This window comes from Halomonas sp. McD50-4, from assembly GCF_022348135.1.
In the GTDB taxonomy this organism is placed as follows: domain Bacteria; phylum Pseudomonadota; class Gammaproteobacteria; order Pseudomonadales; family Halomonadaceae; genus Vreelandella; species Vreelandella piezotolerans.
In genome coordinates, this window is the sequence record NZ_JAKRFG010000007.1 from 1 (window position 1) to 16,230 (window position 16,230).

Genomic DNA, 16,230 nt, shown 5'->3' on the forward strand with positions numbered 1-16,230 from the left:
GGAAGTGTGTCTGAACGACGGGAAGTGGTTAAAAAGTAGGCAGTTTAAACCGTGCCAATAGGTTTTTAGTAGCATTACGTCTTGGGTAAGATACTTGCTGAGGTGCTATGAGAAATCCGGGCTAGGTTGACAATTGGTGTTATGGTGCAAAATGAAATAATGAATGAGTTTAATAAAAAAAATTCATGCGAGTTCCGAGCGTCAGGTCTTTGGGCTAGGTTTTTAGTTTTTTTGCCTGAAAGCCGAATTGGTAAGCGCAATCAGTCCGGTCCTATTCAAAGCCGTTACTCAAGTTTGTTCAACAGAAGCTGCAGTAAGTATATTCATGAGCAAATAAATATTCTGGAAAGACGGAGTGAAAGAAAGACAATGAGTCTGTCAAGAGAAGCCGCTGAAGAATTTGCGCTTATGTGTCAGCATGTTGAAAGCCAAACTCTATCTGGTGGTCAATATGCCTCATTTAAAGATTTAGCATCTAAGGTGCCAGAAAATATTATCAGACTATCGGCTATATTAAGTGCTTTCGATAATGGTTTGGACGTGTGTATTGCTAAGCATTATCTGGTAAAGGCATATAACATGGTTCAAATATGTGCAAATGATTTCATGCGCGTTTTTTATATGCCTAGTGAAGAAGATATAGACGATGATGTTTTGCACCAATGGCTTGAAGGTAAGAGAAAACTTGGATATAGATATTTGAAGAAAAACTATATTAGGAGAAATGTTTCATCAAGATTAAGAAATATCGATAAGTTAAACGCGTCAATTGATCGGCTGTCAAATAAAGGGATGATATCTAGATTTGTAATGAGTAACGTTCAGGCGATTGATATGTACCCTAATATAATTATTGATTATGTGGCTGCAAACCACGAGTTGTTTGGAATGAATGGGCCTTTTAAAAATATTTATTGACATTAACTTTTTAAAGTGGTTTAGAGTATAGGCTCGCTCCCCCTGTGGGTCTAGTATACAATATAAATCAGAATAATTCTGGTATATATGTTATTGGGTTGTTGAGTTTTTTATTGGGTATAAGATAAGTAAGAGTATAGTGTCGTTGCTGTGCATCTATGATGTTGGTTAAAGGGCATAGCTACTAAGTGAAATCGAAGGACAAGTTTGTTCTCATAATTATTAAGAAAAGAAATAAAGCATGGCACCTTTATTGGTTGCCAAACCTTAGCTTTATGCTTTTAAAAATAGTGATGTTAACATCAAAACAAGTCTGTCCTGCCAGAATGATCATTTTAAATAAATGTACCCGTTATCTTCTTGTAAGGAGGTTGAAATGAGTGATTTTTATTCTGAAGCTAATCAGGCTTCTTTAAATGCGACTGTTAATTGTAGTTGGCTAGAGTTAAGAGGTGGGCTTCGTGGTTACTGTGTTCAAGTGATTGGCTTAGTTAAGCGGCTAAAAGAGCAGCAGTGGCCTGCATTTAGTTCAAAAGACGAAGGCGGGGCCGTCTTATTATCTAGCCTGACTGGTTGCCAGCTATTTGAAAGTATAATTGAAGGAATTAAGCTTGATAAGCTGGATGCGCTGAGCTTGCCTTATAATCCTTATCTATTGTGTTTTTTAAACCTTTTGAGTGAGATAAAATATAAGGTTGATGAACGAGAGTTAAATGCCGACAACAAAGAAAAACTGCTTAATTTCAGTGTTGGTTTTTTATATAGTGAGTTTTCGTCTAGAAAAATAAGATTGCTAAGGTATAAACAAGAAAAAGCGTATCGTAGTAGACTAAAAAGCGCTTATAAATATATTGATTCTTTACATGACGTATATTCAAGAATACTGTGTGTCAGAGTCGATTTTTCTTATCGCAAAGGTAAGTTCATTGAAAGTGACAATTTCGGTGAGCAAATGCGAGAAGTGAAAAACGACTGGAAAGTCATGCAGTCAAAACTAAGAGTATCTGAGGTTGGCGTTGATATGATAGGGTATTTGCTAAAGCTTGAATACGGTTTGCTTAAAGGCTTTCATTACCATGCTTTAATTATTTATAATGGATCAAAGCGTCAGCAGGACGTCGTGTTAGGAAAAATGTTAGGTGAGTGTTGGGTTAATGATGTAGTGCCTGGCAATGATGGTCGATACTATAATTGTAATAGATATAAGAATAGATATAAAAATCTTGGAATTGGTTCTATAAACTATTATGAAATGGATAAGCGTAAAAATCTTAAAGGAATGGTTTTGAATTATATGCTTAAGCCTGATGACGTATTAGATTTTATAGGGCTGAACGAGCGCCTTTTTTTTAAGGGTGTATTAAAGAAAAATTTTAATTCATGTAATGGCAGGCCTAGGGAGAAGGTCTCTATCAATACTTTGGAAGCATGAACCGCGCTAGTTGTTGAGATATTCGTTTAGGCAGTGCTTTTTCGTTATCCGCCTGGTCCTTTATGTCTTGTACTCTGGGCGGATTATTTCTATCAATGCGTTCGCTGATTTTACGGGTAAACTCATTCATATTTACTACTGCTGGTGTGATTGCAGCATGGTATCTTGATTTTTCTGATAGACTTGGGGCATGCATGTTTTTCATCAATTGCTCAGTGATTACAACATCTGTGCATGCGCTTAGTACGGTCAGGCTTATTTCTTTTTTATTAATTTCTCTATAACTGTCAGAAATAAACTCTTTGATCAATATTTTCATCTGTTCATTGTCATTGATTGTATTTATTTTTTTCGCAATTAGCAGTCTGATGCATGCTCTATTTAGCATTATTAAGTTGTCATTCATCCACTCTTCAGCCACATCTAAGTTTTCAAGCTGTATAATTTCATCTTGAATTGCTTTGGCTTCATCCTGTATTTTTTTGTTCCGCAGTCTTTCTTTGTTCTCTTTGTTTATTTGTTGCTGTAGGAAGTGAGGGATGATTTTATTTAAATCATGTCTTCTTACCCAAAGTTGCTCTTTTGTAATAAAAAGCTCACATGGGTTAATGGGTGGAAGAGTGATTGCTGTTTTTTTGACTTTTAAGTTTTGTGAAGAATTTTTGCTTTCAAAGAAACAAAAGCAAGCATCAGTCCTAAGGCGTTTTGAAACGTTAGAAGCTTTAAGTTTTTTGTCTGTTTCGTTAAGAGCAACATCTTTTGCAGATAATATATTGATATTTTTTAGATGGTTAAATCTTGCTAAACTGTAGAAAAAAGTGATAGTTATCGATTTTGTGCATAATATTTTATCGTATGCGATACTGTCTATTACTATGTAGTCAAAGTCATTAAATTCTTTATAGACAGTTCTGTTATCGTCAAGAAAGCCTTGAAATGGTGAAAATGGGGCTATTAAGCTCATATCAACTGAAAGACAATAAAGGTGGATGAAAGAGTTCGGCTTATATAGCAGCGGGGTGTTGTTGTCAACCAGTCTTTTGAGCAAAGCGTTTTCATTGATACCGGCTAGTTTAGCGGCATCTTTGAAGATAAAAAGTTCATCATTTGACATGCTTACATTGACCTTAAGTTCAGTTTTTATTGATGTCGTTGAAAACAAAATCAGCCCATTCTTGCATCATTTGTCTGCGTTTTTCGAACAAATCCCCACGCCTATATGCAGCCTCTACCTTATTTTCAATAGTATGTGCTAGCGCCATTTCAGCAACGTCACGCGGGTAGCTTGTCACTTCCCCTGTCCAGTCTCGAAAACTCGAGCGAAAGCCATGGGGAACATAATTTCCTTTTTCACCACTGGGGCCATATCCAAGACCTCGCATAAATTGCAAAAGCGACATATTGGATAGTGGTCGACCCGCCTTCATTCCGGGGAAAAGAAAATTGTTGCCTCTAACACGCGGCAGGCTCTGTAATAGATCCATTGCTTGCGTAGATAGTGGCACTCTGTGCTCTCTATTAGCTTTCATGCGCGCTGCTGGTATTAACCAAGTAGCTTTACCTATATCGATCTCATGCCATTCAGCGTTGAGCACCTCAGAGGTACGTGCGGTTGTTAGTATCAAAAACTGCAGTGCTTTTGATGACACGCTATTGTAAGCCTGTATTGAACTTACAAATATCGCCACCTCGTCATAAGGCATGGCAGGGTGGTGAGTCACTTTTTGAACCCTTGACGGCTTGGCTAAGAGTTTGTCGAGATGGCCGCGCCAACGCGCTGGGTTGACTGGGTCGCGGTATTCATGGGCTGCAGCGTAATCAAGAACATTCTCGATGCGCCCCTGTACACGCTTAGCTGTCTCGTTTTTGACTGCCCAGATAGGCGTTAGAACCTTCAATATGTCCTGAGTTGTGACATTCTCTACAGGGAGGTTTCCTATCACCGGGCGGGCGTATGTTTTAAGCGTGCTTACCCACTGACGCGCATGCTTAGCATTTCGCCAACTGCGACGGTGAGATTGAATGTAGCGCGCTGCACAATGCGTGAAAGTTACAGGCCCTGCTACTGGATCAGATTTCTGCTCACGAGCAGCCAGTGGGTCGATGCCTTGCTTGACAAGCTTGCGTTGCTCAGCAGCAACGGCCCTTGCCTCTGATAGGGAGGTATCTGCAAAGCTACCGAGGCCCATATCTCTCAGTTTGCCACTCCATCGAAAACGGTAAATCCAGCTTGCGCCGCCACCTTTACCAATTTTCAGATACAACCCATCCCCATCATTGGTCATTCCAGGCTTTGATTCCCTGACCAGCTTCTGTACGCCTTTTGTTGTCAGTTTGCCCACAGCTGCTATCCCCAGAGTAGATTTTTCCAAGCTTACCATATGCTGGCCCATACGCCAGCCCATACTTTGTTCATGTGACTAGTCGTATGAATGTGGATGTAGTGGGACTGATTTTTTATTTTTTTCTATATAAATCAGTTGTTTTTTTATTTTTTCGGATTTATCAGGACGATGAGTATGCGGACTCCCTCTCCGCCACGAAATATAGAAGGGGAATCAACACTTATGTTGATTCCCCTTCGTCGTTTCTGGGCTTTGGGAGCGGTTTTGGGAACATTCTGGTGAGATCTCCGTGAAACAAGGTTGGCTGGAAACTTCATCGAGTTCACAGTGTTAATTTCGATGGAAGGGTCGAGACAGACGGTACTCATACAGCTCTTGATCCGTCTATACTCGGGAGAAAGTCACCCCACCAGGCTGCCCATGACCGTCGATTTGCAGGCGCTTTACCCCAAGCTGATTCACCTGATGCTCGATACCGTGTTCGTGGTAGATGCAGAGCATCGCATTCTATTCGTCAGTGATGCCTGCGAGTCGCTATTGGGGTATCGCGCTGATGAGCTGATAGGCACCCTAATTACCCGCTATATGCACCCAGAAGATGTGGCGATGACGCATGCTTCCATCAAGCGAGTAATGAATGGACAGCCTCATCTCGATTTTCGTAACCGCTACCTGCACAAGAGTGGCAGCGTGGTGCATATATTATGGTCTGCGCGCTGGTCCGAGGAGGAGCAGGTGCGTATTGGCGTCGCACGCGACATCACCCCCCAAGTTCAAGCGGAAGAGGAGTTGCGTTTTCTCGCACACCACGACCCGTTGACGAAGCTGACCAATCGCTCGCTGTTTTATGACCGCCTAGCCTCGGCGTTGACTACCGCTAGGCGTTATCAAGCCCGTTTGGCTCTTCTATTCTTGGATGTGAATGACTTTAAAAGTATCAACGATGTGCACGGTCATGCGGCAGGAGACGCCGTGCTGTGTGAGATAGCCCGCCGCTTGAGTAGCTGTGTTCGTGATACCGACACGGTGGCACGCATGGGTGGGGATGAATTCACGGTACTCTTGACCGATCTTCACTCCAAAGAAGCCGCGATGGAAAAAGCGGCTCAACTGCTTGACGAGTTATCCTCGAACGAGAGTGTGAGTACACTCTGCATGGGTATGCCGTCTTGCAGCGTGGGTGTGGCCGTCTATCCCGAAGACGGCCAAGATGCCAACACACTGCTTCGCCATGCCGATGTCAACATGTACCGGATGAAAAAACAGCGTGTTCGTGCATACTCCGGTGCGTCAAAACGGTAGGCCACCGCTAAAACCAAAGATCACCACGGCAACCACGACAACGACGACCACGATAGTAGTAGTAGATGGCATGCTCTCGTCCTCTGAGAAATAAGTGAGTCTACAGCCTAGTCGCTAGCAAAAGATTTTGCACATCGCTATTGCTCAAGGCTCAGCGCTGCGCCAAGGCTAGAGAAGTAGTGGTTAAATGCGCGGTTGATCGCTGCGCGTTGCTCACCTACCGGGTACAAGCCGCGTTCGGCGTCAGGAGAGCACTGGGTGCCTTTGACTAAAAAGTGGTTTTTGATCGGAGCATCTTGAACGAAAGCTTCGAAAGCGCGAGCGCACATCTCTTCGGGTTTGCTGTAGTAAAGCTGCCCCAGCGCTTTGTCCATTGCGGCAGCGTTAAAAAACAGCGCGCTAGGCTGCTGGCCGTCCGGTTGAAGTAAGATGGCCCGGAAACAGGCGAGTAATCGCTGGTTGAGGGGGTGGCGAATGGGCGCGGCATTGGTCAACCAGGCGGCTGAGGCGAAGGCGTTACTAGGCAGGTCTTGAAAACATTTGGGGGCAATGAAGTGGTCGAATGCGTGAAACCACTCATGAGCGATGCTGCCGGGGCCAGCGTTTTTGGCAAGCGCAAAGCTACGCTGGCTGGGATCATAGTGTGCCGACACGCCAGGACGTCCACCGGTGCCGTACTGCAGCGCTAGTGCGCCTCTAAGTGAAATCAGCGTTTCGTTGCCTTGTAAAATGAGCATGAGGTCGCAGAGCGCATCATGAAACAGGGCTGCCGCTCGATCGCGCTCTTCACGCGTTACCCAGCGGCCAATTTCGATAGAGCGGAAGTCAAATTGGCGGCGAATTGCGCCAAAGCTACTGGCGGAGTCTGCGCGATGTGTAGGGCCGTTCCGAAAAAATGGTCGTTCATGAAAGCTCACGTATCACCTATGTCGGTGGAAATCATAGCGTTAGCTACCTTTCGCCCATGAAAAAGCGCCCTCAAAACTGAGGACGCTTTTTTAAGCACCGATGCTTCTAGTACCTTGCCTTCCATGGTCATCGCTTAGCGCTTCCTTGGCTAGCTCCTTCCGTGGCTTTGCATGGCTCTTCCTGAGCACGCTCTCTTTCCATGAGCTGGGTGTCGCTATTCCTTAGCGTACATTCCTTTGTGCCGCGGTATCCCTGCCGCCGACCCTTCAAACTATAGGTTAGGGATAAATAATGTACAAGATTAAATTGTATATTTATTGTACCTGAATGGTACGAAATGATGATTTATGTCGTTTAATTTATATAAAACAAAGAGTTACTTTTCGTTTGTTCGCGATGGTTTTGCTATACAATATCAGGAGGTAGGGCTTGTAAGCCTCGATGAGCGCCCCAACGTAGCCCTAGGAGTGCAAATGCTATCCCATGCGTGACCAATAGGAGCATCGAGATGAGTAAGCGTATTCTAATGGTGTTGACCTCGCACGATCAGCTAGGTGATACAGGAGAGAAAACCGGCTTTTGGCTGGAAGAGCTGGCGGCACCTTACTACGTCTTCAAAGACGCGGGCGCTGAAATAACGCTTGCCTCACCTAAAGGTGGGCAACCGCCGCTGGACCCCAAAAGCGATGCGGAAGAGAGCCAAACCGACGACACCCGACGCTTTCAGCAAGACGAGACAGCTAAAGTCGAATTGGCGAATACGCATCGCCTGAGCGACATGAGCGCAGACGATTTCGACGCGGTGTTTTACCCTGGTGGCCATGGGCCGTTATGGGATTTGGTGGACGATGAAGACTCTATCCATTTGATCGAAACTTTTATCGCCCAAGGTAAACCGGTGGCGTCAGTATGCCACGCACCTATCGTGCTGGTGAATGCCAAAGACGTAAGCGGCGAGCCGCTGGTGAAAGGTCGTCAAGTGACCGGTTTTACTAATGGTGAAGAAGAGGCGGTGGGTCTCACTAATGTCGTACCGCATTTAGTAGAAGATGCGCTACAGAAATGTGGCGGTATCTACAGCAAAGCCGATATCTTTACACCCTACGTACGTGAGGACGGTCAGTTGATCACCGGCCAAAACCCGCCCTCTTCTGCTCCTACGGCAGAGGCGCTGATGGCATGGTTCACACGCTAGTACGCTGACGTAATGCCATCGACAAGGCGGGCCTTCGAGCCCGCCTTTTGCGTAGGTAAGCAGCCCATCGGCCGTTAAAGCGTCGCGGTCTCACTCATCGATGAGTGGCCAGCGAAGCGTGGGACGTTTTTGATGCCGACCTGCGTAAGCACGCGTAGATGGTGCGCGCACGAAACTAAAAACTTTTCGCGTTTCATATCCCAGGTTAGATAACTCGAGCTTTATAGGGCGCACTGTGTGCACATAACGCAAGGAAGGCGTTACAAGGAAGTGCAAGTAGGGAGTGCTTGCGGCGCACAAGGAAGCATGAACAGGATGTTCGTGATGTAAGATTAGGGAGGACCTGATGAAACCCCGGCCAGCGATGGTCGGGGTTTTTTTTGCGAGCCGCACTTATGTGCTCGAGTTCATCTAAGCCATTAACAGGCGTAGTGATAGAACAGAGCGCTTAGCTGGCTCATGGGGGCCGACACCGACGTTTGGCAACTCAAACAGCGAAGCAGCACGCTGTCCTTACCGGTGCCTTCCAACCGGAACCGATTGAGGTACGATGTGGTGGCGGATTCTGCATTGCCGCAGTGGCGGCACATGATATCCACACCGTGGACGGTCGAACTGATCATGATATGTCTCACGCTGACCTCCTACCGCTAGGGAATGAGTGGGTTCAGGCGTGGTAACGTCCGTGTAGAGAAACATCACGATGGATGCAGAAAAAGTATAGGCGGTCGCCTGGTAAAGCGCTAAGAAAAGCATGCTGCGCGCCTGAAGGGGGCTCGGTATGCCAAAAGGTAAAATTTATCAAAAGTGCGCTATTTTCTATCTCAGGTTAATGTTTTTGACACATAGAAGGTTCAAGGTAAGTAGCAACACAGGGAGAGGTGTTAAGGAGCGAGAGCAAGCATGGAACGCTTGTCAGACCAGGGATGCACGAACAGGAGGTTCGTGAAGAAGGATTACGGAGGAATTACTACTACCCCGGCCAGCAATGGCCGGGGTTTTTTTATAGGGATCAAGCGGATTTTTCGTCATCGTTCTCAGGTTTGGCGCTGCCTTGATGGGTTAGTGGGCTGGCTTGATCGAGACGCGGATGATTATCCAAAAATGCCTGCTTGGGATTGGGCAGGGTATCCAGCGTTTTAATGGTGTGGTGTAGCGCGTGAATTGCCGCCAGCACGTCATGGGTGTTACCGGTTTCCGAAATAGTGTGCATGTTGCGGATTGGGAACCCCATAGACGTTGCTGCGCTATCGATGGAGGCCAGAACGCCAGCCATGCCATCGGTGCCGGTATCCACCCCCACGATATCCCGCTGCATGGGGATGTCTTGCTCTTTGGCAGCGCTGGCAATGATACGGTTGAGCTGTTCACTGGCAATCGAGCCCACCGACAGCGTAAACCCTTTACCCATTTCCAGCGGCTGCATGCGCTTGTCGCCGATGCCAGGGGCGGCCACATAGTCGTGATTCACGTCCACGCCAATGAGCGCATCGGGCTTGAGCTCACCAGCCAGCACGCGGCTACCGAAACGGCCGATTTCCTCGTAGCTGGCGATGGCAAACATCACCCGTACGTTGTCGGTGCCGCCCGCTTCGGCGATCAAGCGCGCCACTTCTGCCGTCACGAAACATCCCAAACCGTTATCCAAATAGGCACCGTAGAAGGTGTTCGGGCTAAAGCCAGGGCGAATAGGGCGGTTGAAGATAATCGAGTCGCCTGGACGCACGCCTAGGTTCAGTACCTGCTGCTTTTTGTTATCGCCGTGGATTTGCAGGTCAAGATAGATCTGTTCCTTTTTGATCCCTTTGCTGCCATCGCGCTGAGCGGGATCAGAAAAGTGGATAGCGCCGAGTGCTTCTACTGTGCCGCCTTCGATGCTGCGGTAGTGGCCTGGGGCGTTTGGATCTTCGCTGAACAGCGTGACTTCATGGCCGATTAATACGCCGGGCAAGAAAGAGTCGGTGTTGATCCAGACCTTGCCGTCTTCGCCAATCGAACGAACTTGCATACGGATTTTGTCTGCGTGGCCGATGATCATCAACTTGAACATGTCATCGCGGCCCGGATGCGTGTCTAGCACCACGCCTGCGTTGCCTTTGAACTGGTGCAGGTGCCAGTCGCTGGGCGCGAAGCTCTCGAAGTAGGGCTTTAGTACGCCGTAGGTCATCGCGCCTTCCAAGCCCACTGGGCTGGGGGCCGCCAAAATGTCGCGCATCAATTTGAACTGCGCATCGGGCATCGGTTGCGTCCAGGGTTTTGCGGTATCGCTCATCATGCTTACTCACTTCTGAGGGGGTATAAACACACTAGTCTGCCAGATTGTGGCTGGCTGTATAGCGTTCGCCAGTACTTGAAGTTAGTTGATTAAGTATCATTTGGGTCGCTGGTCAATTGCTCATCAGCATGAACGGCTAGGGCACGTCATGCTGGCGGTATCAGTGGCTACTGTCCATGGATACCTGAATGGCAATTTTTATCGATATGAATATTCTTAAAAGTAATTAATTCAACGTATTAGTCAGCGATGACGAGGGCTAACCTTCCGCGGTCTACACAAGGCGACCTTCAGTGTGCTCCTCTATCAGCGTCTCATCCTCAAGCTGGAACTAACATTTTTTCGCTCAATACACCTCTAGAGGTCCCAATGCGACTTACAACATGTTATTTGCGACTTTTGCGAGCAGATGAGTGTAATAGTCTTGTCTCTAACCGCTCTATTCGTGCCAGTATACGACGACGGAGCAAGACGCCCCCTTGGATGAGTTAGCATTCAGGCATACTGCATCAGGGGAGGCTATGAAACGCCAGGGATACCAAAAAACTCTAATAAAAAAGACGAATGGTTTAAAAAGGTGAGTGAGGGTAGGACCATGACATCACATTCAGTAAAAGACTCGGCCACGACTAACCGTGCGTGCGAACCACAGACCCTTGGCTTTCTGCTGTTGGACAATTTCACCCTGATTTCGCTGGCATCCGCCATCGATCCACTGCGTATGGCCAACCAGTTGGCCGGTCGTGAGCTTTATCGCTGGTACACGCTGACCCAGGATGGCCTGCCGGTGCGTGCCAGTGACGGCTTGCAGGTGACGCCAGACGCTTCCATTCATACGCCGCTGTCGCTCGAGTGGGTCGTCGTGTGTGGCGGAGTGGGCCCACAGCATAGTGTGACCCGTGAACACCTCCGCTGGCTGCAGGCACAGGCGCGTCAGGTGAAGCGGCTTGGCTCGGTATGCACGGGCAGTTGGGCATTGGGCCAGGCGGGGCTGCTGGATCATTACGAAACCAGCGTGCATTGGGAGTGCTTGCCCTCCATGCAGGAGGCGTTCCCTAATGTGATTCTGACCCCGCACCTGTTCTCTATCGATCGCGATCGGTTCACGGCCTCAGGAGGTACCGCCCCGCTCGATATGATGCTCAACCTGATTGCTCACGACCATGGCAAAGAGCTGTCGGCGGGTATCTCCGAAATGTTCATCTACGAGCGCGTGCGTAACGAGCAGGATCAGCAGCGCGTGCCCCTCAAGCATGTGCTGGGGACGACTCAGCCCAAGCTGTTGGAAATCGTGGCGCTTATGGAAGCCAATCTAGAAGAGCCTATCGAACTCAACGAATTGGCGAGCTACGTAGGCGTCTCACGGCGCCAGTTAGAGCGGCTTTTTCAACGCTATCTGCTCTGTTCACCTTCCCGCTACTATCTCAAGCTGCGGTTGACCCGGGCGAGACAGCTGCTCAAGCAAACGCCGTTGTCGATCATCGAAATTGCGTCGGTCTGCGGCTTCGTCTCTACGCCGCACTTTTCGAAATGCTATCGAGAGTACTTTGGCGTGCCGCCCCGCAACGAGCGCCTCGGTGTCTCCGACCGCCAGGAGGGCCACCCCGATAAATCTGCGTCTCTGATCAAGCGGTGGGGAATCAAGCCTTACAAGAACGAGCCGTTGTCGAGTGCCCAGCAGGCGTTGGCCTACGCTCAGGGGGAGCCCACCTTTGCTAGCGTACCGGTATTGAGCTGATGTGACGTGTGAAGGTCCCTTTAAAACGTGCCGCTTACTGAGAGCGGCACGTTTTTTTTATGGGCACGGCTCCCCTTTGGCCGGTCGGCTGTTGCTCTGTTGGCGGGGAATCGGGCTGCGTCGTTTTAGCGACAGAATGACGCTTTTGGAATTTCCACGGTCGTTTCCAAGCGTCGCCCTGCCCAGCGTCGGCGCTATGCTCGCTTCATTCACCCATGTTGGAGCTTAGCCATGACCCCCTCTGAACTGCACGATGACGCCATCGTCATCGATGGATTGATCATCGCCAAATGGAACCGCGAACTGCTCGAAGACATGCGTCGCGGCGGTTTGACCGCTGCCAACTGCACCGTCTCGGTGTGGGAGGGGTTTCAGGCCACGGTCGACAACATCGTCAAATCCAATCAGCTGATGGCAGAGTGTAGCGACCTGGTGCGCCCGGTGCGCACCACCGCCGACATCACCCGCGCTAAGGAGGAGGGCAAGACCGGGATCATCTTCGGTTTCCAGAATGCCCATGCCTTCGAAGACCAGATCGGCTATGTCGAGATCTTCAAGCAGCTGGGCGTGGGCATCGTGCAGATGTGTTACAACACCCAGAATTTGGTCGGTACCGGTTGCTATGAGCGCGACGGTGGCCTGTCCGGTTTTGGCCGCGAGATCGTGGCCGAGATGAACCGTGTGGGCATGATGTGCGACCTTTCTCACGTCGGCGCCAAGACCTCCGAGGAAGTCATCCTCGAGTCCAAAAAGCCCGTCTGCTACTCCCACTGCCTGCCCTCGGGCTTGAAAGAGCATCCCCGCAACAAGTCCGACGCAGAGCTGAAGTTCATCGCCGATCACGGCGGTTTCGTCGGCGTCACCATGTTCACCCCGTTCCTCAAGAAAGGCGTCGACTCGACCATCGATGATTACTGTGAGGCCATCGAGTACATCATGAATATCGTCGGTGAAGACGCCATCGGCATTGGTACCGACTTCACCCAGGGACACGGTCAGGAGTTCTTCGAGTGGCTGACCCACGACAAGGGCTACGCACGCCGCCTGACGGACTTTGGCAAGATCATCAATCCCGAAGGAATCCGCACCGTGGGAGAGTTCCCCAATCTCACCGAGGCGCTGCTCAAGCGCGGCATGAGCGAAAAACAGGTGCGCAAGATCATGGGCGAGAACTGGGTGCGCGTGCTCAAGGACGTCTGGGGCGCCTGACGCCGAGCAGATGACTGCCTCCGAAGCGAGGGGCGCCGGGAGCATGCCGTAGAGGAGGTCCGACGCCAGGGATGGCGTCGGTAGCGTCCAGGGATGGATTCATAGCGCCTCCTCGTAGGCATGTTCCCGGGGTAGCCCCGTCGATAACCTGACATAACAAAGATTCGAGGAATATAACCGTGACCAAACTGGCCCCCACACTGCCCATCGAAGTCGATAGCGAAACCGGCGTTTGGACGAGCGATGCCCTGCCGATGCTGTATGTGCCGCGTCACTTTTTCATCAACAACCACGTGGCCATCGAAGAGGCGCTGGGTGCCGAGAAGTACGCCGAGATTCTCTATCACGCTGGTTACAAGAGCGCCTGGCACTGGTGCGAAAAAGAGGCCGAATGCCATGGTATCGAGGGCGAGGCCGTCTTCGAGCACTACATGAATCGTCTCTCTCAGCGCGGTTGGGGGCTTTTCCTGACCGAGCAGATCGATCTCGACTCGGGTACCGCCCAGGTGCGTCTCGAGCATAGCGCGTTCGTTTACCAACTCGGCAAGACCGGTAAAAAAGAGGAGTACATGTTCACTGGCTGGTTTGCTGGTGCCATGGATCAAATCCTCGCCGCGCGGGGAAGCTCGCTGCGCACCGTGGCCGAGCAGACCCAAAGTGCTGCCGAAGAGGGCTGTGACGTTGGGCTCTTTACCGTCCAGCCGCTGAACGACGCCGCCCGATAGCCAGAGGTAGAGGAGAGACGCACATGGCATTCGACGCAATTTTTCAGCCGATCGAAATCGGCAAACTGACGATCCGTAACCGCGTGGTCAGCACCGCCCACGCCGAAGTGCACGCCACCGACGGCGGCATGACCACCGAGCGTTACGTCAAGTACTACGAGGAGAAGGCCAAAGGCGGCTGCGGTCTATGTATCTGCGGCGGCTCCTCGGTGGTCTCCATCGACAGTCCCCAGGGCTGGTGGAGCTCGGTGAACCTCTCCACCGACCGCATCATTCCGCACTTTCAGAACCTTGCCGATGCCGTGCACAAGCATGGCGGCAAGATCATGATCCAGATTACCCACATGGGCCGCCGCTCCCGCTGGGACGGTTTCGACTGGTCGACGCTGGTCTCACCCTCCGGTATCCGTGAGCCGGTGCACCGCTCTACTTGTAAAACCATCGAAGTCGAAGAGATCTGGCGCATCATCGGCGACTTCGCCCAGGCCGCGCGCCGAGCGAAAGAGGGCGGCCTCGACGGGGTCGAACTGTCGGCCGTGCACCAGCACCTGATCGACCAGTTCTGGAGTCCGAGAGTCAACAAGCGTACCGACGAGTGGGGCGGTAGCTTCGAAAACCGCATGCGCTTCGGTATGGAAGTGCTCAAGGCGGTACGCGCCGAAGTGGGTGACGACTTCTGCGTCGGCATGCGTATCTGCGGCGACGAGTTCCATCCCGACGGTCTTTCTCACGATGACATGAAGCAGATCGCCGCCTACTACGACGCCACCGGCCAAGTCGACTTCTTCGGCGTCATCGGTTCCGGCTGCGACACCCACAATACCCTGGCCAACGTCATTCCCAACATGTCCTACCCGCCGGAGCCTTTCCTCCACTTGGCGGCGGGCATCAAGGAAGTGGTCAGCGTGCCGGTGATCCATGCCCAGAACATCAAGGATCCCAACCAGGCGCAGCGTATCCTCGAAGGGGGCTATGTCGATCTGGTCGGCATGACGCGCGCCCACATCGCCGATCCCCACCTGATCGCCAAGATCAAAATGGGGCAGGTCGACCAGATCAAGCAGTGCGTCGGCGCCAACTACTGCATCGACCGCCAGTACCAAGGCCTGGACGTGCTGTGTATCCAGAACGCGGCGACCTCGCGGGAGTACATGGGACTGCCGCACATCATCGAGAAGAGCGAGGGCGCCAAGCGTAAGGTCGTCGTGATCGGTGGTGGCCCTGGCGGTATGGAAGCGGCGCGGGTGGCGGCGGAGCGCGGTCACGATGTCACGCTGTTCGAAGCGGCGGACGCCCTGGGTGGCCAGATCACCATTGCCGCCCAGGCGCCGCAGCGCGATCAGATTGCCGGTATCACCCGCTGGTATCAGCTCGAACTGGCGCGTCTCAAGGTCGATCTGCGCCTCGGTACCCGCGCCGACGAGGCAACGCTGCTCGATTTGCGCCCGGACATCGTCGTTTTGGCCACCGGCGGTCAGCCGTTCCTGAGCCAGCACCCCGAGTGGGGCTACTCGGACAATCCCGAGGAAAGCCTGGTGGTCAGTACCTGGGACATCCTTTCCGGTAAGGTCGAACCGGGCAAGAACGTGCTGATCTATGACGCCATCTGCGAATTCTCCGGCGTCTCGGCGGCCGACTATTTGGCCGACAAGGGCGCCAAGGTGGAGATCGTCACCGACGACATCAAGCCCGGCGCAGCGGTGGGCGGCACCACCTTCCCGACCTACTACCGCAGCCTCTACGAGAAGGAGGTGATCATGTCCTCCGACCTGATGCTGCATAAGGTCTACCGCGAGGGCGGCAGCCTGGTGGCGGTGCTCGAAAACGAGTACACCGGCGCCCTGGAAGAGCGCGTGGTGGATCAAGTGGTCGTCGAGAACGGCGTGCGCCCCGATGAGTCGCTCTACTACGCCCTCAAGGAGCAGTCTCGCAATAAAGGGCAGGTGGATCTTGAGGCGCTCTATGCGATTCAGCCTCAGCCCTGCCTGAGCGAAGAGGGGGATGGCTTCCTGCTGTTCCGCCTGGGCGACTGCACGGCACCGCGTAATACCCACGCGGCCATCTACGATGCCCTGCGAATCTGCAAGGATTTTTGACCCGAGCGAGAGCCGGGGCGCCGGTGGAAGACCGTAGCGAGGGTCTTTTGACAGGACCGTAAAACAGTTCCGTACGTTTACGGCAT

13 protein-coding genes are annotated in these 16,230 nt (G+C 51.0%); 8 read left to right on the plus strand and 5 right to left on the minus strand.

What is annotated here, in order from left to right; all coding sequences use genetic code 11:
- The first annotated feature begins 126 nt into the window (after positions 1 to 126).
- On the plus strand, positions 127 to 918 hold the full coding sequence (locus MHM85_RS10060; RefSeq protein WP_275443442.1) for a DUF3987 domain-containing protein: 792 nt from the start codon (positions 127 to 129) through the stop codon (positions 916 to 918).
- A 376-nt stretch (positions 919 to 1,294) separates the two neighbouring features.
- Positions 1,295 to 2,350 carry an inovirus-type Gp2 protein gene (locus tag MHM85_RS10065; RefSeq protein ID WP_239285830.1) on the plus strand — a complete coding sequence of 352 codons (1,056 nt, stop codon included), beginning with the start codon at positions 1,295 to 1,297 and terminating at the stop codon, positions 2,348 to 2,350.
- On the opposite strand, the gene MHM85_RS10070 is transcribed toward MHM85_RS10065, so the two are convergent.
- Both MHM85_RS10070 and MHM85_RS10075 read right to left on the minus strand, forming a co-directional pair.
- Entirely contained in the window at positions 2,331 to 3,464 is a 1,134-nt protein-coding gene (locus MHM85_RS10070) for a hypothetical protein (protein ID WP_239285832.1), read from the minus strand. The two genes, MHM85_RS10065 and MHM85_RS10070, sit on opposite strands and share 20 nt — an antisense overlap.
- 19 nt (positions 3,465 to 3,483) lie before the next feature.
- On the minus strand, positions 3,484 to 4,755 hold the full coding sequence (locus tag MHM85_RS10075) for an integrase arm-type DNA-binding domain-containing protein (RefSeq protein ID WP_239285834.1): 1,272 nt from the start codon (positions 4,753 to 4,755) through the stop codon (positions 3,484 to 3,486).
- A 360-nt stretch (positions 4,756 to 5,115) separates the two neighbouring features.
- On the opposite strand from MHM85_RS10075, the gene MHM85_RS10080 reads away from it, so the two are divergent.
- Positions 5,116 to 5,997, plus strand: coding sequence for a GGDEF domain-containing protein (locus tag MHM85_RS10080; protein WP_153842370.1), 882 nt, complete (start codon positions 5,116 to 5,118; stop codon positions 5,995 to 5,997).
- Positions 5,998 to 6,134: 137 nt separating this feature from the next.
- Here the strand turns inward: MHM85_RS10080 and MHM85_RS10085 are convergent, their stop codons facing one another.
- The gene (locus MHM85_RS10085; RefSeq protein WP_153842371.1) at positions 6,135 to 6,914 is read right to left on the minus strand and encodes a CLCA_X family protein; all 780 of its coding nucleotides are present in this window, start codon (positions 6,912 to 6,914) and stop codon (positions 6,135 to 6,137) included.
- Between the two features lie 500 nt (positions 6,915 to 7,414).
- On the opposite strand from MHM85_RS10085, the gene MHM85_RS10090 reads away from it, so the two are divergent.
- On the plus strand, positions 7,415 to 8,101 hold the full coding sequence (locus tag MHM85_RS10090; protein ID WP_153842372.1) for a type 1 glutamine amidotransferase domain-containing protein: 687 nt from the start codon (positions 7,415 to 7,417) through the stop codon (positions 8,099 to 8,101).
- 419 nt (positions 8,102 to 8,520) lie between these two features.
- Here the strand turns inward: MHM85_RS10090 and MHM85_RS10095 are convergent, their stop codons facing one another.
- Positions 8,521 to 8,724: a hypothetical protein gene (locus MHM85_RS10095; protein ID WP_139525505.1), complete on the minus strand. Its 204-nt coding sequence runs from the start codon at positions 8,722 to 8,724 to the stop codon at positions 8,521 to 8,523.
- A 389-nt stretch (positions 8,725 to 9,113) separates the two neighbouring features.
- On the minus strand, positions 9,114 to 10,373 hold the full coding sequence (locus MHM85_RS10100) for a M20/M25/M40 family metallo-hydrolase (RefSeq protein ID WP_239285913.1): 1,260 nt from the start codon (positions 10,371 to 10,373) through the stop codon (positions 9,114 to 9,116).
- Between the two features lie 598 nt (positions 10,374 to 10,971).
- Here MHM85_RS10100 and MHM85_RS10105 point away from each other — a divergent pair.
- From MHM85_RS10105 to dgcA, 4 genes are all read left to right on the plus strand, one after another.
- Positions 10,972 to 12,114 (plus strand): GlxA family transcriptional regulator, encoded by a 1,143-nt coding sequence (locus MHM85_RS10105; RefSeq protein ID WP_139525506.1) that lies wholly within the window; start codon positions 10,972 to 10,974, stop codon positions 12,112 to 12,114.
- 231 nt (positions 12,115 to 12,345) lie between these two features.
- Positions 12,346 to 13,323 carry a dipeptidase gene (locus MHM85_RS10110; protein ID WP_139525507.1) on the plus strand — a complete coding sequence of 326 codons (978 nt, stop codon included), beginning with the start codon at positions 12,346 to 12,348 and terminating at the stop codon, positions 13,321 to 13,323.
- Positions 13,324 to 13,502: 179 nt separating this feature from the next.
- Entirely contained in the window at positions 13,503 to 14,048 is a 546-nt protein-coding gene (locus MHM85_RS10115) for a DUF5943 domain-containing protein (protein WP_239285836.1), read from the plus strand.
- 23 nt (positions 14,049 to 14,071) lie between these two features.
- Positions 14,072 to 16,144: a dimethylglycine demethylation protein DgcA gene (dgcA, locus tag MHM85_RS10120; RefSeq protein WP_139525509.1), complete on the plus strand. Its 2,073-nt coding sequence runs from the start codon at positions 14,072 to 14,074 to the stop codon at positions 16,142 to 16,144.
- Positions 16,145 to 16,230 lie beyond the last annotated feature (86 nt).

Excerpts from the sequence above, each read along its gene's own strand:
- MHM85_RS10095 (WP_139525505.1), bottom strand. The coding sequence starts at position 8,724 with ATGATCAGTTCGACCGTCCACGGTGTGGATATCATGTGCCGCCACTGC.
- MHM85_RS10100 (WP_239285913.1), bottom strand. The coding sequence starts at position 10,373 with ATGAGCGATACCGCAAAACCCTGGACGCAACCGATGCCCGATGCGCAG.
- MHM85_RS10070 (WP_239285832.1), bottom strand. The coding sequence starts at position 3,464 with ATGTCAAATGATGAACTTTTTATCTTCAAAGATGCCGCTAAACTAGCC.
- MHM85_RS10090 (WP_153842372.1), top strand. The coding sequence starts at position 7,415 with ATGAGTAAGCGTATTCTAATGGTGTTGACCTCGCACGATCAGCTAGGT.
- dgcA (WP_139525509.1), top strand. The coding sequence starts at position 14,072 with ATGGCATTCGACGCAATTTTTCAGCCGATCGAAATCGGCAAACTGACG.
- MHM85_RS10105 (WP_139525506.1), top strand. The coding sequence starts at position 10,972 with ATGACATCACATTCAGTAAAAGACTCGGCCACGACTAACCGTGCGTGC.
- MHM85_RS10075 (WP_239285834.1), bottom strand. The coding sequence starts at position 4,755 with ATGGGCTGGCGTATGGGCCAGCATATGGTAAGCTTGGAAAAATCTACT.
- MHM85_RS10110 (WP_139525507.1), top strand. The coding sequence starts at position 12,346 with ATGACCCCCTCTGAACTGCACGATGACGCCATCGTCATCGATGGATTG.
- MHM85_RS10080 (WP_153842370.1), top strand. The coding sequence starts at position 5,116 with ATGACCGTCGATTTGCAGGCGCTTTACCCCAAGCTGATTCACCTGATG.
- MHM85_RS10065 (WP_239285830.1), top strand. The coding sequence starts at position 1,295 with ATGAGTGATTTTTATTCTGAAGCTAATCAGGCTTCTTTAAATGCGACT.